Annotated in this window: 21 protein-coding genes and 1 pseudogene; 14 read left to right on the forward strand and 8 right to left on the reverse strand. The window is 65.6% G+C overall.

The features are described 5' to 3' along the window. Together FBY28_RS15870 and FBY28_RS15875 are read left to right on the forward strand one after the other, a co-directional pair. Window positions 1–573, forward strand: a complete 573-nt coding sequence (locus FBY28_RS15870) for a hypothetical protein (RefSeq protein ID WP_141868294.1) — start codon at window positions 1–3, stop codon at window positions 571–573. A 255-nt stretch (window positions 574–828) separates the two neighbouring features. Beyond that, window positions 829–1023: a hypothetical protein gene (locus tag FBY28_RS15875; protein ID WP_141868296.1), complete on the forward strand. Its 195-nt coding sequence runs from the start codon at window positions 829–831 to the stop codon at window positions 1021–1023. Between the two features lie 17 nt (window positions 1024–1040). Here the strand turns inward: FBY28_RS15875 and FBY28_RS15880 are convergent. Both FBY28_RS15880 and FBY28_RS15885 read right to left on the reverse strand, forming a co-directional pair. Next, window positions 1041–1352, reverse strand: a pseudogene (locus FBY28_RS15880) (integrase core domain-containing protein); the annotation flags it as partial. A gap of 153 nt (window positions 1353–1505) precedes the next feature. After that, complete coding sequence (locus FBY28_RS15885) at window positions 1506–1931, reverse strand: Lrp/AsnC family transcriptional regulator (RefSeq protein WP_141868298.1); 426 nt, start codon at window positions 1929–1931, stop codon at window positions 1506–1508. A 69-nt stretch (window positions 1932–2000) separates the two neighbouring features. On the opposite strand from FBY28_RS15885, the gene FBY28_RS15890 reads away from it, so the two are divergent. After that, entirely contained in the window at window positions 2001–2639 is a 639-nt protein-coding gene (locus FBY28_RS15890; RefSeq protein ID WP_160145497.1) for a LysE family translocator, read from the forward strand. A gap of 15 nt (window positions 2640–2654) precedes the next feature. On the opposite strand, the gene FBY28_RS15895 is transcribed toward FBY28_RS15890, so the two are convergent. Continuing rightward, window positions 2655–3590, reverse strand: coding sequence for an endonuclease/exonuclease/phosphatase family protein (locus FBY28_RS15895; protein WP_141868302.1), 936 nt, complete (start codon window positions 3588–3590; stop codon window positions 2655–2657). Between the two features lie 56 nt (window positions 3591–3646). Beyond that, window positions 3647–4258 carry a TetR/AcrR family transcriptional regulator gene (locus tag FBY28_RS15900; RefSeq protein ID WP_141868304.1) on the reverse strand — a complete coding sequence of 204 codons (612 nt, stop codon included), beginning with the start codon at window positions 4256–4258 and terminating at the stop codon, window positions 3647–3649. Between the two features lie 123 nt (window positions 4259–4381). Here FBY28_RS15900 and FBY28_RS15905 point away from each other — a divergent pair, with 123 nt between their 5' ends. From FBY28_RS15905 to FBY28_RS15925, 5 genes are all read left to right on the forward strand, one after another. Further along, a complete protein-coding gene (locus FBY28_RS15905; RefSeq protein ID WP_174241649.1) occupies window positions 4382–5440 on the forward strand; it encodes a DmpA family aminopeptidase in 1059 nt (352 codons plus the stop codon). Continuing rightward, the gene (locus FBY28_RS15910) at window positions 5437–6849 is read left to right on the forward strand and encodes an APC family permease (protein WP_141868308.1); all 1413 of its coding nucleotides are present in this window, start codon (window positions 5437–5439) and stop codon (window positions 6847–6849) included. Before FBY28_RS15905 ends, FBY28_RS15910 begins: the two co-directional genes overlap by 4 nt. A 30-nt stretch (window positions 6850–6879) precedes the next feature. After that, entirely contained in the window at window positions 6880–8259 is a 1380-nt protein-coding gene (gene zwf / locus FBY28_RS15915; protein ID WP_141868310.1) for a glucose-6-phosphate dehydrogenase, read from the forward strand. Further along, window positions 8252–10066: a glycoside hydrolase family 15 protein gene (locus FBY28_RS15920; RefSeq protein WP_141868312.1), complete on the forward strand. Its 1815-nt coding sequence runs from the start codon at window positions 8252–8254 to the stop codon at window positions 10064–10066. Before zwf ends, FBY28_RS15920 begins: the two co-directional genes overlap by 8 nt. A gap of 126 nt (window positions 10067–10192) precedes the next feature. Next, a complete protein-coding gene (locus FBY28_RS15925) occupies window positions 10193–12055 on the forward strand; it encodes a hypothetical protein (RefSeq protein ID WP_216847739.1) in 1863 nt (620 codons plus the stop codon). A gap of 12 nt (window positions 12056–12067) precedes the next feature. Here FBY28_RS15925 and FBY28_RS15930 read toward each other — a convergent pair whose 3' ends face one another. The 4 genes from FBY28_RS15930 to FBY28_RS15945 all read right to left on the reverse strand — a co-directional run bounded on the left by FBY28_RS15930 (window position 12068) and on the right by FBY28_RS15945 (window position 18380). Beyond that, window positions 12068–13804 (reverse strand): beta-galactosidase, encoded by a 1737-nt coding sequence (locus FBY28_RS15930; RefSeq protein ID WP_141868314.1) that lies wholly within the window; start codon window positions 13802–13804, stop codon window positions 12068–12070. Between the two features lie 166 nt (window positions 13805–13970). Continuing rightward, on the reverse strand, window positions 13971–15989 hold the full coding sequence (locus tag FBY28_RS15935) for a fatty acid desaturase (RefSeq protein WP_216847740.1): 2019 nt from the start codon (window positions 15987–15989) through the stop codon (window positions 13971–13973). A 132-nt stretch (window positions 15990–16121) separates the two neighbouring features. Continuing rightward, a complete protein-coding gene (locus FBY28_RS15940; protein WP_216847741.1) occupies window positions 16122–17351 on the reverse strand; it encodes a PucR family transcriptional regulator in 1230 nt (409 codons plus the stop codon). Window positions 17352–17384: 33 nt separating this feature from the next. Then, on the reverse strand, window positions 17385–18380 hold the full coding sequence (locus tag FBY28_RS15945; RefSeq protein WP_141868316.1) for an acrylyl-CoA reductase family protein: 996 nt from the start codon (window positions 18378–18380) through the stop codon (window positions 17385–17387). A gap of 237 nt (window positions 18381–18617) precedes the next feature. Between FBY28_RS15945 and FBY28_RS15950 the strand changes: the two genes are divergently transcribed. The 6 genes from FBY28_RS15950 to FBY28_RS15975 are packed head-to-tail and all read left to right on the forward strand — an operon-like array spanning window position 18618 to window position 24613. Then, window positions 18618–20270 (forward strand): ABC transporter substrate-binding protein, encoded by a 1653-nt coding sequence (locus FBY28_RS15950; RefSeq protein WP_174241650.1) that lies wholly within the window; start codon window positions 18618–18620, stop codon window positions 20268–20270. A 2-nt stretch (window positions 20271–20272) separates the two neighbouring features. Further along, window positions 20273–21310, forward strand: coding sequence for an ABC transporter permease (locus FBY28_RS15955; RefSeq protein WP_174241651.1), 1038 nt, complete (start codon window positions 20273–20275; stop codon window positions 21308–21310). Window position 21311: 1 nt separating this feature from the next. After that, a complete protein-coding gene (locus FBY28_RS15960; protein WP_019513413.1) occupies window positions 21312–22274 on the forward strand; it encodes an ABC transporter permease in 963 nt (320 codons plus the stop codon). Then, window positions 22271–23302 carry an ABC transporter ATP-binding protein gene (locus tag FBY28_RS15965; protein ID WP_141868318.1) on the forward strand — a complete coding sequence of 344 codons (1032 nt, stop codon included), beginning with the start codon at window positions 22271–22273 and terminating at the stop codon, window positions 23300–23302. The genes FBY28_RS15960 and FBY28_RS15965 overlap by 4 nt, the downstream gene beginning before the upstream one ends. Then, window positions 23299–24318: an ABC transporter ATP-binding protein gene (locus FBY28_RS15970; RefSeq protein WP_141868320.1), complete on the forward strand. Its 1020-nt coding sequence runs from the start codon at window positions 23299–23301 to the stop codon at window positions 24316–24318. Before FBY28_RS15965 ends, FBY28_RS15970 begins: the two co-directional genes overlap by 4 nt. 10 nt (window positions 24319–24328) lie before the next feature. Next, window positions 24329–24613, forward strand: coding sequence for a hypothetical protein (locus tag FBY28_RS15975; RefSeq protein ID WP_141868322.1), 285 nt, complete (start codon window positions 24329–24331; stop codon window positions 24611–24613). Window positions 24614–24670: the final 57 nt, after the last annotated feature.

The following is a 24670-nucleotide window of genomic DNA, read 5'->3' on the forward strand; positions in this document are numbered from 1 at the left end:
GTGCTCACCAACCAAGTTAAGGCGCTACGCACCATCATTCTCACCCTGATCATGATCGGAGTGGCCCTCGTGGCAACCAACTGCTCAGGCAACAACAGGTCCGGCCATGCTGACCATCCCGCCGCTGACGTAGTCCGTCTGCCGACCTGCGCCCAGATCGGCGAAGCACTTCACGATATGGTCGCCCATTTAGATCCGGTCGACCTCGTCCTGACACCGGAGGATATCGAAAACGGCACCTCGTGTAGGTGGGATGACAAGCCCTCTGGCACGCATATTTCGATCGGTGTGAAGCACCTTGAGACCGACCTTCAGGAGATCTACGACCAGAAGGGAATCTGGGATCCGTCCACCGCCATGATGCCGGCGTACTCGCTGGCCAAGCCGGACGGCCCGGAACGTCCGAATGCTGTCTTCGTCATCTATGACGGAAGTGCTCAGCGGTACGAACCAGGTTGTGAGGTGAACTTGACCTATTTCACTCCAACGTTCAAGGTTCAATTCGTCGGCGTGGGATACGTGGTGGATCAGGCCAAGGAGTCAACGCTGCGGGTGGCCGGTTTGATGCAGTGAAGGGGCGGACCTGATCGGTGAGCTCTGGCAATCGACCGGCTTGGTGGCGATCGAGCCCACATCTGACTGGCGAAGGAAACGATCCCTTGCCTGGGTCAACGAACCGTGCTGTCGTGTCCTTCGAGACGTTTGATGATCCTTCGATCCCGTGGGGCGCGTTGTTCGTGCGCGCGTTCGATGCTCGATCCGCCGCGATCCATATCAATGTCGCCTTGCTCACCGGTGACCGCCGCGGCGATGCCGCACTGATCGCCCATGAAATGGGACACGCACTCGGACTGCCGGATACCGCGGCCGGCGGCAGTCCTCACCATCGTCACCCCGGTTGTTGGCGCGGCGGTAGTGCTCACCGAGTTGAACTACGGCACCTACGGAAGCGGTGTGCAACTCAGCGCCACCTTGGTATTCATGCTGGTGCTGCTCGGAGGGGACTGCCCCGGGTTCAGTTGACTCGCGGGGTGTGAATTTCAGGCCGCGGTTGCGACTGATGTGTCGAGCAGTTCAAACTCTATCGGGGTGAGTCTGCCGAGTGCGCGTTGGCGCCGGCGGCGGTGGTAGGTCCGCTCGATCCACGTGACGATGAACAGGCGTAGCTCGGCCCGGGTGGGCCATCGTTTTCGGTCCAGCACATTGCGTTGCAGCAGGGCGAAGCACGACTCTACGGCTGCGTTGTCTCGGCAGGTGCCGACGTGGCACATCGATCCGTGCAATCCGTTGTGAGACAGTGCGTGTACGAACTCTCGCGATCGAAATTGTATGGATTCAACTGGTCGTCGCAACACCGCGATGATGGAGGTGGGTTGATGGGCAGACCAGCTGGGTGGATGAAGGAGTTGACAGGGCGATCGCCGATGAAGTCACCGGGGGCGCCGTCGCACCCTAGCCAGGAGGGTGTGGCGGCGTTGCGACGGCTCGGTTCTCGGCAGAAATGATCAGCGGGAACGCAGTGCCACCCGCGTCTGTGTCTGCTCCGCCCCGCACTCCTTCTTGAGCCGACGCAGCAGCAGGTCCAGCGCGCCGGTGTCCGGGACGTATGCCCGCAGCAGATAGTCGTAGGGGCCGGTCATGTGGATGGCGTCGACGACCTGGCGAACCTGGGCGATCCGTGTGGTGAACGTGTCGTTGTCGGTCTCGGCGTCGAGGCGGACATCGATGAAAACTTCCAGGCCACCGCGAGGACCGGGCACGTTCTGGCCGGCGAGGATGGTGTAACCGAGAATGATCCCCTCGGTTTCCAGCCGTCGCACTCGGGCCGCCGCAGCGTTCGTGCTGAGTCCGATCAGGCGGCCGAGCTCACTGAACGAGCAACGAGCATTCTCCCGCAAGATCCCGAGAATTTGCTCGTCCAGATGGTCCACGCCTGCAATATTAGCCGTCCAGCCGCGACTTTATCGGTATGCGCATGGGGGAACGCGCACACTCGGCGGGTGCTGAATGACATTGTGACCATGGCCGTTGCCGGGGTGGTGGCTGGGCTCGGCGTGGCGATGCCGCTGGGCGCGGTCGCGGCGCTTTTGTTGCGTGAGGGACTGGTCAACGGGTTCCGCACCGCCGCCGCCGGGGCCGCGGGTGTGGCGACGGTGGATCTGGTCTACTGCATCGTCGCGGTGCTGACCTGCGCGACCTTCGCTCGGTCGGTCGATGATCACCGCGGCGTCTTCCTGCTCGCATCGGGGGTATTGATCGTCGCGATCGGCGTGCGGCAGCTGTGGCAGGGCATGAGACAGCCGCCGCGAGTCGCACCTGAGGTCGAACGGGCCTCGGCGCCGGCGGCGTTCGCCCGGTTCGTCGGGCTCACCGCGATCAACCCGATCACTTTGGTGTACTTCATCGCACTCTCCGGTGCTGTGACCCACTCCGATGGCTCGTGGATCGGGCCGGTGATCTTCGTGGCCGCGGTCGGCGGTGCCTCGCTTACCTGGCAGCTCCTTCTGGCCTGGGTGGGCTCGGCGTTCGGTGGGGCGTTGAGCCTGCGCGCTACTCGCGCCATCGGCATCATCGCTTCGTTGCTCATCGTCGCCCTGGGCACCGGTGTGGCGATCAATGGCGCTGCCGCACTCGGATAGTCGCCGGCCGGCCCGTCAGCCCACACGGGCGAGCAGCGCCCGGTGATCGGCGCCAGGGATCTCGTGTGCCGTAACGTCCGCGGCGCCGAGGCCGCGCAGCAGGATGTGGTCGATACCGACCACCGGCGGATAAGTCTTGTCCGTCGGGTACGTGGGTAGCCAACCGACGCCCGCGAGCTGCCCAGCGTCGCGGTAACCGCCGGTGAGCAGGTTGCGGAAGCGCACATGGTCGTAGGTGGCGTTGTAATCACCGAGCGCGACGACGGGCCGTCCCTCGGGCACGCCCTGCAAAACAGCTCCGATGCGGCTCAACTCGGAGTCCCAGGTGCCGGCGTCCAACGGGGGCATGGGGTGCAGTGCGAAGAGCTGCACGTCGCCCCGGCCGGGGACGGTGGCGACGGCGGTCAGCGCGGTCATGACGAAACCGGGGACGACGCCCGTGTTCTTGAGCGGGTGGCGGCTGTAGAGCGCGGTGCCGTTGGCCAATGCCGCCGGTCGCGCCAGTGCGTGTGGAAGGTCGGTGGCGATCGTCGACGCGGAAATCCGTTGTGCCGCCTCGTCGGTGACCTCGAAAACGGCGAGGACGTCGACATGGTTGTCGCGCACCAGCTTCGCGAGTGCATCGACGTCGCCCGCCCCGATCTGGATGTTCGCGGTGAGCACCGCGAGGTCTGGCACCGAGGGTGCGGGCTCGCCGCGCCACAGCGGCGCCTGCACCCAGATTCCCGCCACTGTCAGCGCTGCCGCGAGCGCCAGGCGCGGCAGGGCGCGAACGTACAGAAGGCACAGCACCGCGATCGCGATGCAGGCCACCCACAGTACCGGCGACACCGCGGCGGCGGCCACGGTCATCCGGTCGGCGCCGGGCCAGAAGTGCAGCATCAGCGCGAGGAACGCGCCCAGCAGCGCCGCGGTGCCGACGATGCTTGCCGCCTTCCGGAACAACCTCATGTGGACATCCTGCGCGCTACGCCGCTACTCATCCCAGCAGAACCGGTGGATTCCGGTCACACCGTGTCGGGCAGCTCGGTGCCGGTGGCCAACCGGGCGTAGTCACGCATGAGCCGCAGTGCCGACGGTCGGTCCAAGTGGGGATCGCGCGCCACGATCCGGTAACCGAAGTAGTCCTCCATCGCCATCAGCGTCATGCCGATATCGCGGGCAGGGGAGCTCAACACGAATGCCCCGGCCCGCGCGCCGGCGGTCAGCAGGTCGGCGTAGAGCCCGACCTGTCGGTGATAGATCGCCTGGACATCGCTGCGTTGATCCAGCTCGAAGCCTGCGGCAAGGACCGCCCGCCAGATGGCTCGCCACTCGGCGTCTTCGGGGCCGGTGGGCAATCCGGCGGCGATGGTGAGTGCCAGTCGGGTGCGCGGATCGTCGGTGCGGGTTCCGATCTCCAACCGTTGCTCGTAGAAGCGGACGTCGGAGCGCAGGGCGAGTTCGGACAGCAGTTCCGGCATGTCCTTGAAGTAGTAGCGCAGGGCGTTGGTGGTCAGGCCCAGTTCAGCGGCCACATCGGCCAGTCGCAGGGAGGCCAGATCGTGGCGCTCGATGACGGCGATCGCCGCGTCGAGGATCTCGGTGCGCCGCTCCTGCTGGCGGTTGGGTCGTGCCATCGACGCGCTGCTCCCCTCGAAAGTAGTTCGGACCCTATTTTGCCGTTCCTGTTGCGCAGCGCACACGACGGGCGCATAGTTCTTTTCCAATATGGAAAAGAACTCGTGAACGAGGCGGGAAGAATGCGTGCCAGAGATCTCGGCGTGATCATCGGGGGACACCCCACCGGAGCGCACAACGCGATCACCGACGTCCCCGGGGTGCGGGTCGGCCAGACCACCCTGCGGGGCGATGGGATCAACACCGGTGTCACCGTCGTCGTTCCACACGACGACATCTGGACAGAGCCGGTTTTCGCCGGTTCGCACGTCCTCAACGGCAGCGGTGAGCTGACCGGTCTGGAGTGGATCCGCGAATCCGGGGAACTGACCACCGCGATCGGCCTGACCAACACCCATAGCGTCGGGGTGGTCCGCGATGCGCTCGTGGCCGAGCAGGTCCGCGTCCGTGGTGACGGTGCGTACTGGTCTCTTCCGGTTGTCGGTGAGACCTACGACGGATTCCTCAACGACATCAACGGATTCCACGTCCGGCCCGAGCATGTGCGGGCCGCCCTGGAATCCGCTTCCGATGGGCCGGTCGCCGAGGGCAACTCCGGCGGCGGCACGGGCATGATCTGCCACCAGTTCAAGGGCGGAACCGGCACCGCATCACGGGTCCAGGGCTATACCGTCGGGGTGCTGGTGCAGGCCAATCACGGTCGGCGAGAGCGCCTTCGGATCAATGGCGTACCGATCACCCAACCCGATGTGCCGCTGCCGGCCATACCCCCCGGCTACGCACCCGGATCGGGATCGATCATCGTCATCGTGGCCACCGATGCACCGCTGTTGCCGCATCAGTGCCAGCGCCTCGCGCAGCGCGCGGCACTCGCGGTCGGCCGGCTCGGCGGCACCGGCGAACAGTACAGCGGCGACCTGATGCTCGCGTTCTCGACGGGCAATCGTGGCATCCCGCCCTACGGTGCCGTCGAGGGCGCACCGGAGGCGGCCCGCGAGATTCCTCTGCGGATGGTCGGCCCCCAGCTGATGGACCTGCTGTTCGACCTCACCATCGAGGCCACCGAGGAGGCCATCGTCAACGCCATGGTGGCCGCCGAGACAGTGACCGGCTACCGCGGTTACACCGTGCATGCCATCGACCACGATCAGCTCACCTCAGCCCTGCGGGAGAACTCATGACCACTGCCCAGAACGCGCGAACCCAGCGGCTGCCCGGACGTCTCGGACCCGTCGGCATCGTTTTCATGGTCGTCGCGGCAGCAGCACCGTTGACGGTGATCGGCGGCAACATGCCACTGGCGATGGGACTGGGCAACGGCGCCGGTGCGCCCGTCGGCTTTCTGATCGCGTCCCTGGTGCTGTTGGTCTTCAGCGTCGGCTTCGTGACCATGACCCCCCACGTACCCGAAGCCGGTGCGTTCTTCTCGTATGTGACAGTCGGTCTCGGTGAACGGATGGGTAAGGGCATCGCCGTGGTCGCGCTGATCGCCTACACCGCGATCCAGGTGGGCATCTATGGGTACATCGGTTGGGCCATCGGCGATACCGTCGCGTTCTACAACGGCCCGACCATTCCCTGGCCGGTGTATTCCTTCGCGATCCTGGCGATCGTGGCCGTGCTGGGCTACCGGCACATCGAGCTGAGCGCCAAGGTGCTCGGCGTGGCACTGGCACTGGAGATCGGCATCGTCGTCATCCTGGACCTCGCCATCGTCGCCGACCCAGGTCCGGCCGGCATCACGTTCGCCTCGTTCACGCCCGAGGTGTTCACCCAGGGTGTCATCGGCATCGCAATCTTGTTCGCGCTCACCGGTTTCATCGGATTCGAGGCCACGGCCGTGTTCCGTGACGAGGCACGTGATCCCGAGCGCACCATTCCACGGGCCACCTACGCCGCGGTGATCCTGATCGGCGCCTTCTACACCCTGACGGTATGGGCCTTCGTCGTCGCGATCGGGCCGGATCAGGTGGCCGCCACCGCGCAACAGACATTGGACGGCGAAGCCAACATGCTGCTGGACACCACCGATGGCGCGCTCGGCCGCATCGGCCGCGATATCGTCAACATCCTCCTGCTGACCAGCCTCTTCGCCTGCGTGCTGTCCTTCCACAATGTGATCGCCCGCTATCAGTTCGTCCTGTCGCGCAAGGGCCTGATGCCGGCCCGACTGGGCACGGTGCACGGCAGCCATGAGTCGCCCGCCTTCTCCTCGGTGGTCCAGACCGTGACCGCGGCAGTGATCGTTGCAGTGCTCGCCGTACTCGGAATCGACCCGCTGGTCGGTGTTTTCGGGTCCATGGCCGGCGTGGCCACGGTCGGAATGGTCCTGCTGATGCTGACCACCTCCGTGGCGGTGCTGGTGTTCTTCCTGCGGCACCGCGAGCTCGGCGGTGGCAAGTTATGGCAGACGCGACTCGCGCCGGTGCTGGCCGTACTCGGCCTGCTGGGCAGTCTGTGGCTGGTGTTGTCCAACTTCACCCTCGTCACCGGAGGCAGTGTCACCCTCAGCACGATCCTGGCCGCGGTGCCGTTCGCCGGGCTGATCCTGGGCGCCCTGTTCTGGAGGCCGGTACGCAACGGTGTTTAGCGGGCACCCTTCGGTGGGCAATAAACGAGGGTGCCCCGCCGAGACCTGAGCCCACACGTCTTCGTGGTGTTCGGCGCCACCGGAGACTTGGCCGCCAGGATGCTGTTTCCCGGGTTCTACCGATTGGCCGCAGCCGGCCGATTGCCCGACGACTATGTGGTTATCGGCTCGGGTCGCCACGCCCCCGAGGACTTCCGCGATACGGTCGCCGCCGCCCTGCGTGAGGCGATCGATGATCTCGACGACAACGTCGTCGCGGACCTCCTTGCGCGGTCGCGCTTCGTGGTCTCCGAGGCCGACGACGGAGCTGATTTGGCGGACGCGGTACGCCGGAGCCGGGAAGACGTTGGCCCCGACGCCCGGGTGCTGATCTATCTTTCCGTGCCGCCGGAGGCGATGGAACCGATGATCGACATGCTCGGTCTCGAAGGACTGGCCGAGGACGCCCGGGTGGTGGTGGAAAAGCCGTTCGGGACCGACCTTGAATCGTCACGCCAGCTCGACTCTGCCCTCAAGGAAATCTTCGCCGAGACGCAGATTTATCGGGTCGATCACTTCCTGGGTAAGGAGGCGGTGCAGAACATCCTGGCGCTGCGCTTCGGCAACGGATGCTTCGAACCGGCCTGGCGCGCAGGGACTCTGGAGTCCGTCCAGATCGATGTGCCCGAGACGCTCACCATCGAGGGGCGCGGCGGCTTCTACGAGTCGACGGGATGCTTCCGCGATATGGTCACCACGCATCTGTGCCAACTGCTCGGAGTCGTCGCGATGGAACCGCCCGCGCGTCTCGACGAAACCGGTCTGCGCGACGCGAAGGCCGCCGTCTTCGAAGCCATGCGACCGATGGACCCGCAGCGGGTGGTCTTCGGCCAGTACGATGGCTACCTTGACGAGGACGGCGTGGCTGACGACTCGCAGGTCGAAACATTCGTCGCCGCCGAGGTATTCGTCGACACCGAACGCTGGCGTGACGTCCCGTTCTATCTGCGCACCGGAAAAGCTCTTGGCGACAACCGGCGTACCGTCACCCTCACCTTCGCCGCATCGACCGATCTGTTCGGACCCCGACGCAACCGCCTCGTGCTCGAACTGACCGACGAACCGGCCATCGGCCTGCACCTGGCCGCCAAAAGGCCGGGGCCCGGGCTGGACGTGATGGCTGTCGACGCAGGCTTCGGTATGGGCCGCTCCGAGGGCGCAGAGGTGCCGATGGAGGCCTACGAGCGGTTGCTGTTCGACGTGATGCGCGGGGATCAGCTGTTGTTCACCCGCGCCGACGAGGTGGACCGACTCTGGCAGATATGCCAGCCGGTGTTGGACAGTCCGCCGGAAGTACGGCCCTATCCCACCGGATCGTGGGGACCCGACGCGGCCACGGCACTGACCGATTGGCACCTGTCGGATGACTGAGGCGCTCGCGATCTCTCAGCACGGATTGATCGGCGACCTGCGGACCTGTGCGCTGGTCGGCGCCGACGGCACCATCGATTGGTTCTGCGCACCGCGTTTCGACTCCGCCAGTGTGTTCGCCGCCATCCTCGATCAGGACAAGGGCGGCAGCTGGCAGCTCACCCCGTGCACCGACGTCACCCGCACCCAGCAGTTCTACTATCCGGACACCGCCGTGCTCATCACGCGTTTCCTCACCGATGGCGGTGTGGTCGAAGTCCACGACTTCATGCCGGTGCTCGCTCCCGACGAGGAGGCTCATCGCCAACGTCTGGTTCGCCGAATCAGCGGCGTCCGCGGCACCATGCGCCTGCAGATGCGACTGGACGCCCGCCCCGACTACGCCCGTCAGTCCTGCACGGCCGAATACACCGGGGACGGTGTGTTGATCACCGGCGACGGGGTGCGGCTCGGCCTGATCGCCTCCACCGATCTCGATGTCGATGATGGTCCCGAAAACAGCGTCGTGACAGCGGACTTCGAACTTGCATCGGGCGAGACCGCATTGTTCGTCCTGGAGATGCTGCAGGACGGAGACGATGTCACCGCCGACACGATGAGCCGGACCGACGCCCTCTTCGACGCCACCATCGCGTTCTGGCGCGACTGGATCTCCACCTCCAGCTACACCGGCCGCTGGCGGGAGATGGTGCACCGGTCGGCCATCACACTGAAGTTGCTGACCCACGAACCCACCGGTGCGATCGTGGCCGCCCCCACCATGAGCCTGCCTGCACCTGTTGGGGGAAGCCGCAATTGGGACTACCGGTACGTGTGGATCCGCGATGCCGGGTTCAGTCTGTACGCGTTGCTCCGGCTCGGATATGTCAACGAGGCAAGCGATTTCATCCGCTGGCTGTCCGAGCGGATGGGCCAGCGTGACGGTGATGACGACCGCCGGTTGGGCCCGCTGCGAGTCCTCTACGATATCGACGGCAAGCCGCCCGAGGAGCATGAGCTCGACCATTTGAGCGGCCACCGTCATTCCAAGCCGGTACGGGTCGGTAATGCCGCCGCACGCCAACTCCAGCTCGACATCTACGGCGAGATCATCGACTCGGTGTATCTGTTCAACAAGCACGGTCCGGGTATCAGCCATGATGCGTGGCACGACGTGATCGCGATCGTCGACTGGGTTGCCGAGAACTGGGATCGCACCGATGCGGGCATGTGGGAGATCCGCGACGAACCCCAGGCCTACACGACCTCACGGCTGATGTGCTGGGTGGCGATCGAAAGAGCGATCCGGATCGCCCGGGCACGGGGACTTCCCGGTGATCTGGTGGCCTGGTCCAAGGCTCGCGACGACATCTACGACCGCGTCATGACGAAATCGTGGAATCCCGATCTGCAGTCGTTCACCCGGGTAGAGGGCGGTGAGGATCTGGATGCCGGTCTGTTGCTGATGCCGATGGTGAAGTTCCTGTCGCCCGCGGATCCGCGGTTCCTGTCCACGCTCGCCGCGATAGAGAAACATCTGGTGACGGACAGTTTGGTCTTTCGCTACGAGCCTGGCACCGATGGGTTGGACGGCGAGGAAGGCACCTTCTCGATCTGCTCGTTCTGGTACGTCGAAGCGCTCACCCGGGCCGGACGACTGGCCGATGCCCAGTTGGCGCTGGAGAAGATGTTCACCTACGCCAATCACGTGGGGCTGTACGCCGAGCAGGTGAGCGCGACCGGTGACCAGGTCGGCAACTTCCCGCAGGCGTTCACCCATCTGGCGCTCATCAGCGCGGCGATCAATCTGGATCGCGCCCTGCCCTGACCGTCCGAGACGCTCCTCGGCGGACCCGGCGGGTTTGCCAAAACGGCGTCCCGCGTGCGCTTTGTGGCTACTGTCCCATGACATCGCATGTTGTCAGCGTCGGGCTGGAGCGCAGGGGGGTCGTCGATGGAGGCTGTCGAGCGGATGGATGTGGCCAGGACGCGGCGGTCGTGGCGGTATGGCGTAGCCGCGGTCACTCTGAGCGCGGGCCTTGTCGTTGCGCCGATACACGGTGTGGCCTGGGCGGAGGGATCCGAATCGACCGGCGGGACCGGATCGAACTCGGCTCCCGCCGACCCGACGTCCACCCGGCCCGACACCAGAAGCGAGGAGACCAAAAGCCCCGCCGATCGTGGGGGCGAGAAGGGGCTCGAGCCGGTCCGGTCGGGTCTGACCGATCATCGCGAAAGCGATGATGACGATTCGGGCGACCTCACGGACCACCAACCGGAGGCAATCGAGCCCGACGATGACAGCGCCGGTACCCCCGCACCGACCCCCGACGTCGACGTCCCGGCACCGGACGCCGGGGAAGTCATCACGCCCGGCATCACCCCCGATGATGAATCCGGGGAGCCGACCCAGCCCGAACCCGGCTCGGGCCAGCAGCCCGAGCCCACCCGCGATCCGCAACCACCCCTGACCGACTCGACGCCGCAAACCCTGGGGTCGCCCGGCTCACAGACCGAGCACTCCAGAGACGACCGGTTCGACGCCCGGCCCGCCCCGACATCAACTCGTGCCGAGGCCACCGGATCCGTCGGCCTCCTCACCGCTCCGGTGTCGCAACCCGAACTCGGGACCGTCACGTCGGCGGCGGCTCTGGTCGAGGTCCCCACACCCGCCCCGCCACAACCGCTGTCGCCGATCGCGGCGCTGATCGAACTGCCCGGCCGCATCGTCAATGCGGTCCTGCAGTTCCTCGATTTCACCGTGGCCGCGACCGGGCCGCGCAGTCCGTTCCACATCGCGCCGATCAACGATCTGTTGTTTGCCGCATTCCGGGAGCTGGAGCGGTGGGCGGGTCTGCACCAGACCCCGGCGGTACAGCCGGCGCTTCCCACCATGGTCTACACCGGCCCCACCGACCGCCCGACGCCGACGGTCGCGCAGTTCCTCAATGCCTCGACGGCCGCGTACGGCCTGGGCACCACACCCGGTGGCCTGGTCCCGTTGACCGTCAACGGTTTTCAACTGCAGTCGACCAACATCTTCTCCGGGATGTCCGGCAAGGCGTGGGTGACACCGCAGGGCCAGGTCATCATCGCCTATCAGGGCACCACCGGTGGCACCAACCTGCTGTTCAACCCGCTCATCACGATCGCCCAGATTGTCGCCGATCTCCAGGTCGTCCTCACCGATACGACGCCGTGGGCGTTCTACGATGCGTTGGACTTCGCACGCCGGGTCCAAGAGGAAGCTGCCCTGCAGGGCTATGCCCCCGACGACGTGTTCGTCACCGGGCACTCACTGGGCGGGTGGGAGGCGCAGTTCGTGGCGCAGCAGACCGGCCTGTCCGGTATCGGTTTCGAGGCTCCCGGAATGAACACGAGGGTCGACGGCAACGGTGCCACGTCGAACTTCGTCAATATCGCTCAGTACGGCAGTCCGGTGGCCTTCATGTCGACCGATCTGCCTGGGCTGCAACCGTTCCTCCCGCCGTTTGTGGCCGGCGGCGGCCTCAAACCGCACTACGGCCCGATCGTGATGATCGGTGACCGGGCGGCGATGAACCCGATCGTGAACTCCGCGGCCATGTGGGGCACCGGCCTGGTCGGCAGCGTCATCTTCGCGATCGACTTCTTCGCCAACTTCTTTCAGTACCACCTGATGGGTGTGCAGGCCTATCACCTTGATGTCGATCCCGACCCCGGCGTGGTCCCGTGGTTGGGCACGCGTCAGGGAACCGTGCACACCGGCTACGGCGAGCTGACCATTCAGGAGCTGCTGAAGGCCGCTTCCGATGACGGCATCCTGATCGCCCCCTGACTCCGGATCGACTCAGTCGGCGGTGCCGTCACCCGAATCGGCGGCCTCGTCACTCGGTGTCCGGTCGACCGGATCTTCCTTCTTGCCATCCGAATTGCCGGTGACGGCCCCGGTGTTGACCGCTGCGGGCTCATCGGCGATCGAGGGCACCTCCGGATCGGGAGTCGTGAGCTCCTGGCGGATGTCCACCTCGTCGGTCGAGTCGACGACCTCTCCGTCCTCACCCTCGCCCGCGGTGAGGTCGACCTCGACCTCGGGAGCGGAAGTCTGTGCGGGTGGGGCGGGTTCGGTGGTCTCCGCGATGTCGTCCGGTGTGGCCTGCGTCGTGATCGAGTCACCGTCAGCGCCGTCGCTGCTCACCTGCCGGCCCAGCATGCGTGCCGACTCCGTGTGCGGAGCCGCGGTGCCGAGGTCCGGCGGTGCGTCGGTGGTGCCCGTCGTGCTGGCGGCTGCGGGGCGATTGACGCCCAGGATCGACCCCACGAAGCCGACGACAGCCTGGACGACCTGGGTGATCAGGTTCGGGATGAAGGCCAGCGCCTGACTGACCGCCCGCACGATCTGCTCGATGAAGGCCTGCAGGGGGTTGACCACCGGACCGGTCGGCGGGTTGAACTCGGCGATGAGGTTCTTGAGCACGTCGGCGGCCAGCTTGGGGTCCCACGCGTAGGTCCACAGCCCGAGGTTGTCTTCCGGGACGGTGCTGTTGGGTTGGGTGTCGCGGGTCTGATAGATGAACACCGGGCCGGCGCCCTGGACGTTCTGCCAGGTGCGCAGCAGATCCTCGATGAACGCGGCCTGCTGTTGTTCGGTCAGCTGCGAGTTCTGGTAGCTCACGTTCGTCGGCTGGCCGTACTCGGTGATCCACACCTTCAGATTGCCGTCGCCGTTCTGGACCATCAGCGCGCGCATCTCACCGAGTTGTTCGATGGGGTAATCGAACTGGTCGATCTGGGTGGCGCCGTTGGAGAACGGCAGTGAGTACAGGTAGGGGTGATAGGAGATGGCGTCGAAGTAGCCATGCGCCCCGGCGTCGTACATGCCCTGAAGGAACTCGACGGGACTCATGGCCGCCCCGTCCGGGTAGGTCGGTCCGGGTACCACCGAACCGGCCACCACGATCGCCGACGGGTCGGCCGCCTTGATGGATTGGTAGCCCGCCTTGAGGAGCTCGGTGTAGGCGGCGGGATCGACCGGATCGAAGAAGATCCTCGCGGTCGGCTCGTTCCAGATCTCGTAGGTGGAGATGCGTCCCGCGTACTTCTCGGCGAGGACGCCTGCGAAGTCGCCGAACTTCTCCGGATCGGGGTGATTGACCAATTCGGACGATTCGGGCTCGGCCGAGGCCCAGGCCGGTGTGTACAGGATGGTGCCCAGAATGCCCATATCGCGCTCGGTGGCCTTGGCGACCAACAGGTCGAGTTTGTCCCAGTCGTAGACACCCTCTTGGGGTTCGATGGCAGCCCAGAAGACACCGAGCCTGATGCTCTTGACGCCAAGGCTCTCCATCGCGTCGAGTGTCCGATCGATCTGCGCCTCGTCCATGGCGTAGAAGTCGTAGCCTTCGGCGATCCCGATGGAACTCGGTGACTCCGCGATGGCGGCGATCGGCTGCACGGCCAAGCTTGCTGCCCGCGCCGTGAATGCGGTCGCCGGACCGCCGATGCCGCTGACCAGCGACAGGGTCACGCCGGTGCTCGCCGCCACGATGGCCAGGCGTTTCAGTGGATTACGGCGGGGTCGGCCCATGGCTGGTGTCCTCACAAGCGCTGTTGCACAGGAAACTCACAGTAGTGCACTGGGAGGAGGTCAGGCCGGGATTTCGGAGCACTCCAACGGGTTCTCGCAAATATTGACGCCCGTGCACTAACGGTGAGATGGTGCCGCCGCAAGAACATCTGTGCCGAGGTGCCGGTCACCCGTCGAAGTCGACTCCCACCGTGGAACTGGTGGGACGGGACTGGCAGGCGAGGATGCGACCGGCCCGTATCTGCTCGGTGTTGAGCGCGAAGTTCTGGTCCATGGTGACCGTGCCGGAGGTGAGCGATGCCGCGCAGGTCCCGCACGCACCGCCCATACAGGCATACGGGGCGGGGATCCGATTGCGCAGGGCGGCCTCCAGGAGCGTCTCACCGGCATTGAGCGAGACCGTCCGGGTGATGCCGCGCAGTCCGATCGTCAGTTCTGAGGCGACCGAGTCCGACGGTGTGCTCGGTACGGCGAGAGCGTGGAACAGTTCGAGATGAATCCGATCATCCGGCACTCCGGCGCCTGTCAGGTTGTCGCGTAGGTGTGTCACCAACTCCTGTGGCCCGCAGAGCAACCAGCGGTCCACCTTGTCCGCGTCCCTGCCGATGATGCGGCGCACCATCGGATAGTCGATGCGACCGGGAAGTGCCTCGGACGCCGGTTCGGCGGATCGAACGTGTTGCACGCGAAGCCGATCGCCGAAGCGGCACTGCAGATCCTCGAGTTCGGCGCGGAACATCGTCGATTCGGCGGTCCGGTTTCCGTAGATGAGCGTGCAGCGACTGTCGCGTTCGGTCTCCAGAATGCTCGTCAGGGCCGACAGCACCGGGGTGATCCCACTCCCCGCCGCGATCGCCACATAGTCGCTGTGGTTGTTCGGGTCCGGCGGAGGGCAGAAATCCCCTGTGGGAGGTCCCAGTTCGAGTGTGTCGCCGGCGCGCAGGTGTTCGGTGGCGAACGTCGAGAACACACCGTCGGGGATTCGCCGGACCGCGATGGCGAGTTCGCCGGAACCGGTGGAGGTGCATATCGAGTACGTGCGCCGAATGGCCCGCCCGTCCAGTCGGTGATGGACGGTGAGATGTTGGCCTGCGCGGAAACGGAATTGTTCGCGTAGGCCAACGGGAACATCGAAGCTGATCCGGACGCTGTCGGGCGTCAGCGGTTCGACGCTGCGCACGACGACGGTGTGCGTCTCTTCCGTGGAGCGTGGGCCGTACAGGGGAAGCAGACGAGACAGGCTGCCGTTCAATTCTTTCCAGGTCAGATACTGCTCGGCATCGAGCTCCTGCCCGAAGGCCGTGAGCAGGGCCGGGTTATGTTCCAGATAGGCCGCCTCGTTGCGTCGCCACGCCGCGACGTACCGGTGGAACGGGATCGACGGATACAGGTGATGGACCAGGTGGTAGTTCTGCGACAGCAGCAACGGAGTCAGGATCCACTCGGCACCGACGCGATTGCGGGTGGCCCGATAGCGATTCTGCCGGTGGGTGTCGGTCAGATCGTGGTGGGGAAGCCAGTCGAACCACCAGGCCAGCACGAACACCGCGATCCGTTCTGGGATGAGATAGACCAGTGCCAGCTGCCACAGGTGTCCGGAGAATCCGGCGACCGCGACCGCGGCGACCGAGAATGTCACCAAGGCGGCGGTTTCGATGATCTCCGAGCGCGGGCGGGTGTCGATGTTGCGCACCAGAAAGCGCAGATACGGCACGTCCATCAACGGGAAGCGCAGCGGGAGTTGCCAGCGTGGGCCCGCGGTGACGAAGTGGTCTGGATCGTTGTCACCGTCGTTGGTGTTGAGGTGGTGTTGGATGTGGATGAAGGCAAAAGATCTGAACGAGATCAGTGGTGAGACGAACAGCATGGCCGCGCGGCCGAAGGCCGCATTGACCCAGCGGTGGCGGCTGATCGAGTAGTGCGATGCGTCGTGCAGCACGGTGAACAAGACGAAGATCGCTGCGGCGCTGAGCATGATGGTCACGACGGCGGGCAGCCGCGATGTCAGGGCCGCCCAGGACGAGATGCCGAACACGCCGACCGCGGCCACGAAGATGGCGGCTATCGGCCAGGACAGCGTCGGGATCTGCTCGCTGGTGTCGGGCAACGGTTCCGGCGTGGTGGCGGGCGCACCGGAGTGTGGGGCGGGCCGCTGGATGATCGGCTGGTGGTTGGTGATGGACACGGCGTACGTCCTCTTCCGCGACGAGTGAATGTCTCGAAAGTAGGTCTGCCGGAGACCGCGGGACAATGACCCCGCCGCACCTATCCATGTGCTGTGCGCACATCGACGAACCGGTGTTCGGCGGTCAACCGGTCATTTTGCCCGCAGGATAGATGCGCCGAGCATGTCGCAGAGGTGCAGGGCGGCATGCACCTGGGTGCGCCGGGCGGCCACCGGCCCGCCGAGTCGATCCTCTGCACGGCGCACCCGTTGCAGCACCGTGTTGCGATGTACGCCGAGCGCCTCCGCGGCGGTCTTGAGGCTGCCCTGGGCGGTCAGGAAGGCCAGTAGCGCGCTGCGCTCGGCCTCGGTCTTGGCGTCGTCGTGGGCCAGCTCGCCGAGCTCGTCGTGCACGAAGTCGCGAGCTCCGTCGAGATCCTGGGTCATCAGGTCGACCAGGGCGATATCGCCGAAGTAGGTGACCGGTGCCGTCCGCTCGCCGAGCTCGGCGACCCGACGTGCGCGCAGGGCCTCTCGATGGGAGGTCCGGAAACCGGCGGGACCCGGATGAACGGCACCCACGGCGATATGGACGTCCGGGTCGACCGATGACGCCGGCACCCGCAGGCCCGTGGACGTATCGAGCGATCCGGCGGCCCAACCCCACAGACAGCGTGGACCGGCCGGGATGGCCAACGGGCGATCGGTACCCAACGACTTGGCCAAGCGTTGGGCCACCGCGGGCAGGTCGACACCGTTGTCCGCTGTCCAGCAGACGAATCCGAGCTGGCCGCCGGTAAGTCGATGCCCCAGTACGTTTTCGGCGTTTCGCAGGTCGACTCGTTCATCGGCGAGCAGGGCGCGCACCACGTCGCTGCGTTCGGCCCGGTCCCGGTTCTGTCGGCGGTCGAGTTCGGCGACATACTCCGTGGAGACCGAGGCCGAGATGCGATCGATGTACTGGAAGCCGAACCGTTCGACCTCGAGGAACAACCGCAACGATTCGGCGGGATCGGGCACATGGGCCGTGACCGCTTCGGCGAACCTGCCGGTGAAGAATTGGTGGCCCAGGCGATAGAAGCGCAGCATCACATCGAGGCTGTGCCCCCGCGATGCCATCGCTCGGGCGTGCTCGAGCGCGGTGACCGGAGCCTCGGCCGCGGTCGCATCGATACCGTGCCGGACCATCGAGAGCACGGCCTCGAGGTTCGACGAGCATGACCCGAGGGTCAGGCCGCGCAGTTCCGGATCGGCCGCTATCTCGGGAATGTGGCCCGCGAGGTAATCGAGCATGTCATCGGCCAGCACGGACACGTCGCCGAGCAGGCCGGCCGCCACGGCCTGGACCGTCGGCGAACCGTCGGCGGCAGATCGCGGGTCCACGTACCGGACCTTAGTGGTTGCGTGACGCGTCGTTCAGCGCACGCGCACCAAGGTGCGTCCTCGGTTGCCGCCGCCACGGATCCGCTCCAATGCCGCCGGTACCTCGTCGAGACCGACCTCGCCGGCAACCAGCTCCTCGAGCAGCGGCGGGCGCAGGTCGCGCCCGAGCCTGGCCCATACGTCACGCCGGCGAACTATCGGGCACTGCACCGAATCGACTCCCAGGAGCGCGATTCCGCGCAAGATGAAGGGGAAAACCGTGGTGGGCAACGCCATTCCGCCGGTATTGCCCGACGCGGCCACGGCAGCGCCGTATCGCAACGAGGCCAGCACTGCGGCCAGCGTCTCCCCGCCGACGCAGTCGACCGCGGCGGTCCACTTTTCCTTCTGCAATGGCCGTGCCGGGTCGCCGAGAGCCGAGCGGTCCACCACCTCGGCCGCGCCCAGCGTGCGCAGCCAGTCACCGGCATCGGTTTTGCCGGTCACCGCGGTGACCGAGAATCCGAGCGCGGCAAGGATGGACACGGCGACGCTGCCGACACCGCCAGTGGCTCCGGTGACCAGCACCGGTCCGTCGTCGGTGCTGGTCAAACCGCGTTCTTCCAAAGCGATCACGCTGAGGGCGGCGGTGAATCCGGCGGTGCCCACGATCATCGCCTCCCGCATGCTCACACCGTCGGGCAGTGGCACCACCCACTCGGCGGGAACCCGTGCGTACTCACTGAATCCACCGTGATGGGCGACGCCGAGGTCATAGCCGTGCACCAGCACCTCGGTGCCCGCGCCCAGTCCGGAGCTTCCCGGGTCGACGACCGTGCCCGCCAGATCGATGCCTGGCACCAGTGGGTCGATGCGGGCGACCTTGCCGTCCTTGCTGGCGGCCAACGCATCCTTGAAGTTGACACTCGACCACGACACCTCGATCAGGACATCGCCCGCGCCGAGATCCGATATCGGGATCGAGCGGACCTGCAGCACGGTCTCGGGTCCGGTCGAGTCGGCAACGAGGGCGTTCGCCTGGTCGGTCATCTGCTGCTCCTTCTGCACTGGGTGCGTTGCGTTCTTCACCGTCGTACACGCCAGTCACGAGGTGCTGGTCAGAGGGCCACGTTTCAGGAATGTTTCCTGCCAATGGTGCTCGCAACGAGAATATTTACGCCGTTCGCCGTGCGCGTTGTCAGATTTGGGTCCAAGATGGCTACCCGGGTCGCTCGAGAAGCGTAAACGTGGACGGATTCACCCGTGCCGCCGAACCTAGGGAGCCAGATGAGCAAGCTGCGCGATGCGCTGCGCAAGATGACGGTGCTGTCCTGTACGTCGGTGGTGGCCGTGTTCGGCGTCGCCGCGTGCGGGAGCGAGGGGTCCGACGCGTCGGGCGGGGGCGAGATCAACATCTCGATGACGTCGTTCCCGGACTACATCGACCCGCAACTGTCCTACACCTTGGAGGGGTGGGAGGTGCTCTACAACACCTACACCCCGCTGCTGACCTACAAGCACGCAAAAGGGGAGGAGGGCACCCAGGTCGTCCCGGGCCTGGCCACCGACATGCCCGAGATCTCCGATGACGGCAAGACCTACAAGCTGAAGCTGCGGTCGGGGATGAAGTACTCCGACGGCACCGATATCAAAGCATCGGACTTCACCTACGCCATCCAGCGGTTGTTCAAGGCCGACAGCGGCGGTTCGGTGTTCTACAGCGGGATCGTCGGCGCCCCGCAATACGCCGACGGCACGGCCGACGCCATCAGCGGCATCGTCACCGACGACGCGACCGGCGACATCACCATCACCCTCGATGCCGCCAACGGCACCTTCGAGAACGTGCTCGGTCTGCCTTTCGCCGCACCGGTGCCGCCGAGCACTCCACTCTCCGATGACGCCACGAACAGCCCGCCGCCGTCCAGCGGCCCATTCATGATCACCAAGGTCGAGGCGCCCCAGACGCTGACCATGGAACGTAACCCGAACTTCTCGACCGTCCGCGACGCCGGTGCCACCGAGGTTGCCGATGCCCAGGTCGACAAGATCATCGTGACCCAGAACAAGAGCAACACCGCGCAGGTCACCGGTGTCGAGCAGAACACCATCGACTTCATGGTCGACCCGCCCGATGCCGACCGCCTGCAGGAGGTGAAAACCCGTTTCGGCGAACGGTTCCGGCTGGAGGAGTCGATCAACACCTACTACTTCTGGATGAACAACCAGACCGCGCCGTTCAACGATGTGCGCGTGCGCCAGGCGGTCAACTACGCCATCGACCCCGAGGCGCTCAACCGCGTCTTCGGTGGGCGCCTGCACCCGACGCAGCAGATCCTGCCGCCGGGTATGCCGGGCTATGAGGAGTACAAGCTCTATCCCGGACCCGATATGGACAAGGCCAGAGCGCTTCTGGCCGAGGCGAACCCGGCCGACCGCGATATCACGGTGTGGACCAATGACGAGCCCGACCGTAAACGGATCGGCGAGTATTACCACGATGTGCTCAACCAGCTCGGCTTCAACGCGACGCTGAAGGTGCTCGCCGGTGATGTCTACTTCACCACGATCGGTAATCAGTCCACCCCCGATCTGGACACCGGTTTCGGCAACTGGTTCCAGGATTTCCCGCACCCGGACGACTTCTTCCGGCCGCTGCTCAACAGCGCGGCGATCCTGCCGACCAACGGCAACAACTTCTCCCGGGCGTCCTATCCCGAACTGGACGCGAAGATGGACGAACTGCTGACCAAGCAACTCACCGAGGGGGACACCGAGGCGCAGTACGCAGCGCTGGACAAGGCCTATATGGAACAGGCGGCCTGGGCGCCCTACGGTAACGAGCAGTTCACCACGTTCGTCTCCGACCGCATCGACTTCGACAAGACCTACCACCATCTCCTGTTCAATCAGGACTGGTCGGCCCTGGCGCTGAAGTAGGTATGACCACCCCGTCCGACTCGGTGGAGGCGCCGGGGGAACCCGTTGTTCCCCCCGGTGTTCCCGCGGAGCAGATCCGTGGGCGTAGTCCGTGGTATCTGGCCTGGCTCCGCCTGCGGCGCAACAGGATCAGTCTTGCCTTCGGAGCGTTGTTCGTGCTGATCGTGCTGTTCTGCCTGGCCGCCCCGCTGTGGGCCGATCACGTCGCCCAGACCGGGCCGAACGAGAACCACATCACCGACACCGTGCAGATCGACGGCCGCGATGTCGATGTGGTGTCCCCGGACGGCACGCCGGTCGGTCCCGGGTTGCACGGTAGATACCTGCTCGGCGCCGACCAGAACGGCCGCGATGTGATGGTGCGCCTCATGTACGGCGGGCGGACGTCGATCTTCATCGGTGTCGCCGCGGCGGCCATCACCACCGTCCTGGCCGTGCTGGTCGGGTTGCTGTGCGGCTACTACCGCGGATGGATCGACGCGACGCTGTCGCGGGTGATGGATGTGGTGTGGGCCTTTCCTGTGCTGCTGCTGGGCATCGCCCTGGGCACCGCACTGGCTCTGGGTGGATTGAAGATCGGCGCATTCCAGATCGCCGGGGACTCGTTGTGGATCCCGATCATGATCATCGGGCTGGTGTACGTGCCCTATATGGCACGTCCGATCCGCGGTGAGATCCTGGCACTGCGGGAGAAGGAGTTCGTCGAGGCGGCGGTGGCACAGGGTAAGGGCCCGGTGCGCATCATGGTCAGTGAACTGCTGCCCAATGTCGTGTCGACCATCATCGTGTTCTTCACCCTCAACATCGCCAACAACATGCTGCTGGAGTCGGCATTGTCGTTCCTGGGCGCGGGTGTGCGAGCGCCCAACGCCTCATGGGGCACGATGATCGCCGACGGGTACCAGACGATCTACACCGCCCCGCACCTGACCATCGTGCCGGGCTTGATGATCGTGTTGACGGTGTTGTCGCTCAACGTGTTCGGCGACGGGTTACGCGACGCCCTGGATCCACGGGCCATGATCCGGTTGGAGCACTGAGATGCTGCGATTTGTGGTGCGGCGGCTCGTCGGCATGGTCGGGGTGCTGTTCGCGATATCGGTGCTGGTGTTCCTGATCTTCAACGTGATTCCCAATTCCGACCCGGCGGCCCGCATTGCCGGGAAGAACGCCGATCCGGAACTGATCGCCAGGGTCAGTGCCGATCTGGGACTCGACCAGCCGCTCTACGTGCAGTACCTGACGATGATGAAGCAGATCTTCACCGGTCAGCTGACCTCCTACGCCAGCTCGCAGAATGTCGTCGAGCAGATATGGAAGGGTCTGCCTGCGACGCTGTCGCTGTGCATCGGCGCCGCGGTGCTGTGGATGGCGCTGGCGATCTGGTTCGGCTACCTCAGCGCCGTGCACGCCGGCAAGTTCACCGACCGTGCGCTGACCGTGCTCTCACTGGTCGGCATATCGATGCCGGTGTTCTGGCTGGCCGCAATCCTGTTGTACTACTTGAGCTTCAAGGCCGAGCTGTTCCCCACCAGTAGTTACGTTCCGCTGACCAAGGACCCACTGGACTGGGCGTATCACCTGATCTTGCCGTGGCTCACCCTTGCCGTGCTCTACGTCGGTTTCTACAGTCGGGTGCTGCGGTCCAACATGCTCGACGTGATGAACGAAGACCACGTGCGCACGGCGCGGGCGAAGGGCATCAGCGAACGGCAGATCCGCATCAAACATGTGCTGCGCAATTCGATGATCCCCATCGTCACGTTGTTCGGGCTGGATTTCGGTGTCGTCGTCGGCGGCGGGGCAATCCTGACCGAGACGGTGTTCAACCTCAACGGTGTCGGACTGTATGCCGGACAGGCGATCGGCACGCTGGACCTGCCGCCGCTGATCGGGGTCACGATGTTCGGCGCGTTCTTCATCGTGCTGTTCAACACCCTGGTCGACGTGGCCTACGCATTCCTTGATCCACGGATCCGGCTCGGAGAGGCGGCACCGGTATGAGTCCGATACTCGAAGTCGAGGACCTGCGGGTCAGCTTCGCCACTCAGGACGGTGTGGTGGGCGCGGTCGACGGGGTGTCCTTCGCCCTGGAGGCCGGTGAGGTGCTGGCCATCGTCGGGGAGTCCGGCTCCGGTAAGAGTGTCACCGCACAGACCCTGATCGGACTGACCCGTGCGCCGAACGCCACCATCGGTGGAGCGGTCCGGTTCGACGGGCGCGACCTGACCCAACTGGACGACCGTGAATTACAGGGCGTGCGAGGCGAACACATCGCCATGGTGTTCCAGGACCCGATGACATCGTTGAATCCGGTGTATCGGGTGGGGGACCAGATCACCGAGATGATCCGCGCGCACCGCGCGGTCTCCCGTGCCGAGGCGCGCGACCGGGCGGTCGAGCTGCTGCGCACCGTCGGCATCCCCAATCCCGAACGCCGCGTGAAGGATTACCCGCACGAGTTCTCCGGGGGGATGCGGCAGCGCGTCATGATCGCCATGGCGCTGTCGCTGGAGCCGGAGGTGTTGATCGCCGACGAACCGACGACGGCGTTGGACGTCACGATCCAGGCCCAGATCCTGCGCCTGCTAGCCCAATTGAACGCCGAACGTGGGCTGGCGGTGGTGCTGATCACCCATGATCTCGGCGTGGTGGCCGAGGTCGCGGACCGCGTGCTGGTGATGTACGCCGGACAGGTGGTCGAGGATGCCGGCGTCGACGACATCTTCTACGACCCCAGACATCCTTACACGTGGGGGCTCTTCGGTTCACTCACACCGCTTGACGCGCCGCAGCATTCGCGGTTACCGCATATCGGCGGCGCCCCGCCGTCATTGTTGGCACCGCCGTCGGGCTGCCGATTCGCCCCGCGCTGCCCGCACGTCTTCGATGCCTGCGTACAGCTGCCCGCACTCACCCTCGATGACGGCGCTGCCGGGCACCGGGACCGGTGCTGGCTGGACCCGGAACAGAAGACCGCCCTGCGGCTTGTCGACGGGCGCATCGGATTACGTAAGCCGGTGGCACTGTGAGTCCGGGCGAGCCGCTGCTGGAGGTCACCGATCTGGTCAAGCATTTCCCGATCAAGGCCGGCGCGATCATCGAGCGGGAGGTGGCGCGGGTGCGGGCCGTCGACGGGGTGAGCTTGACCCTGCGCGAAGGCGAGACCCTGGGCCTGGTCGGCGAATCCGGTTGTGGCAAGTCGACGCTGTGCCGGCTGATCCTGCAGCTGATGGCGCCCACCTCGGGATCGGTGCGCTTCCAAGGTCAGGAACTGGTCGGCCGGTCCCGCCGGGACCTGCGGCCGATCCGACGGGATATCCAGATGGTGTTCCAGGACCCGTATGCCTCACTCAACCCGCGCAAGCGGATCGGTCAGATCATCGGGGACCCCATCGAGTTGCACGGGTTGGCCAGCGGCGGCGAGGTGAAACGCCAGGTGCAGGACCTGCTGGACCGCGTGGGTTTGGCGCCCGAGCATTACAACCGGTTCCCGCACGAGTTCTCCGGCGGTCAGCGGCAACGCATCGGGATCGCCCGCGCGCTGGCCCTGCGGCCCAAGCTGATCATCGCCGACGAGCCGGTCTCCGCGCTCGATGTGTCGGTGCAGGCCCAGATCATCAACCTTTTCGAGGATCTGCAGGACGAGTTCGGTTTGTCGTATCTGTTCGTGGCGCATGATCTCGGCGTGGTGCGGCACGTATCGGACCGGGTTGCAGTGATGTACCTGGGCAAGATCGTCGAAACGGGCCCGGCGAACGAGCTTTACGACCATCCGTTCCATCCGTACTCGGGGGCGCTGCTGTCTGCGGTCCCGATCCCGGACCCTCGCCGCAACGCGGCGCGCGAGCGCCTGATCCTCGACGGTGATGTGCCCAGCCCGATCGATCCGCCGTCGGGATGCCGCTTCCGTACCCGGTGCAGGTGGGCGACCGACATCTGTGCCGACGAGGAACCTGCGTTGCTCGAGCGGGAGCCGGCGCACGCGGCGGCCTGTCACCATCCGCGCAATACCGAGGCTGCCGTCGGGTCCGCGCCGGCTCAATAGACTGAACGACATGTTCGATCGGCGGATCTTCAGCGACCCTCCGGTGCCACTGAGCGCGGCCCAGGAGCGGACGGCCAAGCATGCGGCGATGCGGGCGGCGCGGGAGGCCCGGCGCTCGTTGCGGACCGCGCGGGGGCAGTACCGGCGCTATCGGACGGTTGCCGGGGAGTGTTATCTGGACTGGCCGCGCTGGCATGCGGAGTACCTGCGGGAGTACCGCGGCGGGCCGATGGTGGACGAGGGTGGGACCAGCGTCAGCACACCGATGTACGGGGGAGGGCTGGGCGCACCCTGACGTACCAGGCACCCACTAAAGCAACAAAAAGTGGCTATAGTGGGTTGACTGCGGTTC

This window comes from Arthrobacter sp. SLBN-53 (assembly GCF_006715585.1).
Classification (GTDB): Bacteria; Actinomycetota; Actinomycetes; order Mycobacteriales; family Mycobacteriaceae; genus Mycobacterium; species Mycobacterium neoaurum_A.

What these genes read in the sequence shown, in the direction of transcription:
- FBY28_RS15965 (WP_141868318.1), top strand. Translation starts at nt 22,271, where the DNA reads ATGAGTCCGATACTCGAAGTCGAGGACCTGCGGGTCAGCTTCGCCACT.
- FBY28_RS15930 (WP_141868314.1), bottom strand. Translation starts at nt 13,804, where the DNA reads ATGGGCCGACCCCGCCGTAATCCACTGAAACGCCTGGCCATCGTGGCG.
- FBY28_RS15900 (WP_141868304.1), bottom strand. Translation starts at nt 4,258, where the DNA reads ATGGCACGACCCAACCGCCAGCAGGAGCGGCGCACCGAGATCCTCGAC.
- FBY28_RS15875 (WP_141868296.1), top strand. Translation starts at nt 829, where the DNA reads ATGAAATGGGACACGCACTCGGACTGCCGGATACCGCGGCCGGCGGCA.
- FBY28_RS15975 (WP_141868322.1), top strand. Translation starts at nt 24,329, where the DNA reads ATGTTCGATCGGCGGATCTTCAGCGACCCTCCGGTGCCACTGAGCGCG.
- FBY28_RS15905 (WP_174241649.1), top strand. Translation starts at nt 4,382, where the DNA reads ATGCGTGCCAGAGATCTCGGCGTGATCATCGGGGGACACCCCACCGGA.
- FBY28_RS15955 (WP_174241651.1), top strand. Translation starts at nt 20,273, where the DNA reads ATGACCACCCCGTCCGACTCGGTGGAGGCGCCGGGGGAACCCGTTGTT.
- FBY28_RS15895 (WP_141868302.1), bottom strand. Translation starts at nt 3,590, where the DNA reads ATGAGGTTGTTCCGGAAGGCGGCAAGCATCGTCGGCACCGCGGCGCTG.
- FBY28_RS15920 (WP_141868312.1), top strand. Translation starts at nt 8,252, where the DNA reads ATGACTGAGGCGCTCGCGATCTCTCAGCACGGATTGATCGGCGACCTG.
- FBY28_RS15910 (WP_141868308.1), top strand. Translation starts at nt 5,437, where the DNA reads ATGACCACTGCCCAGAACGCGCGAACCCAGCGGCTGCCCGGACGTCTC.
- FBY28_RS15925 (WP_216847739.1), top strand. Translation starts at nt 10,193, where the DNA reads ATGGAGGCTGTCGAGCGGATGGATGTGGCCAGGACGCGGCGGTCGTGG.
- FBY28_RS15945 (WP_141868316.1), bottom strand. Translation starts at nt 18,380, where the DNA reads ATGACCGACCAGGCGAACGCCCTCGTTGCCGACTCGACCGGACCCGAG.
- FBY28_RS15960 (WP_019513413.1), top strand. Translation starts at nt 21,312, where the DNA reads ATGCTGCGATTTGTGGTGCGGCGGCTCGTCGGCATGGTCGGGGTGCTG.
- FBY28_RS15950 (WP_174241650.1), top strand. Translation starts at nt 18,618, where the DNA reads ATGAGCAAGCTGCGCGATGCGCTGCGCAAGATGACGGTGCTGTCCTGT.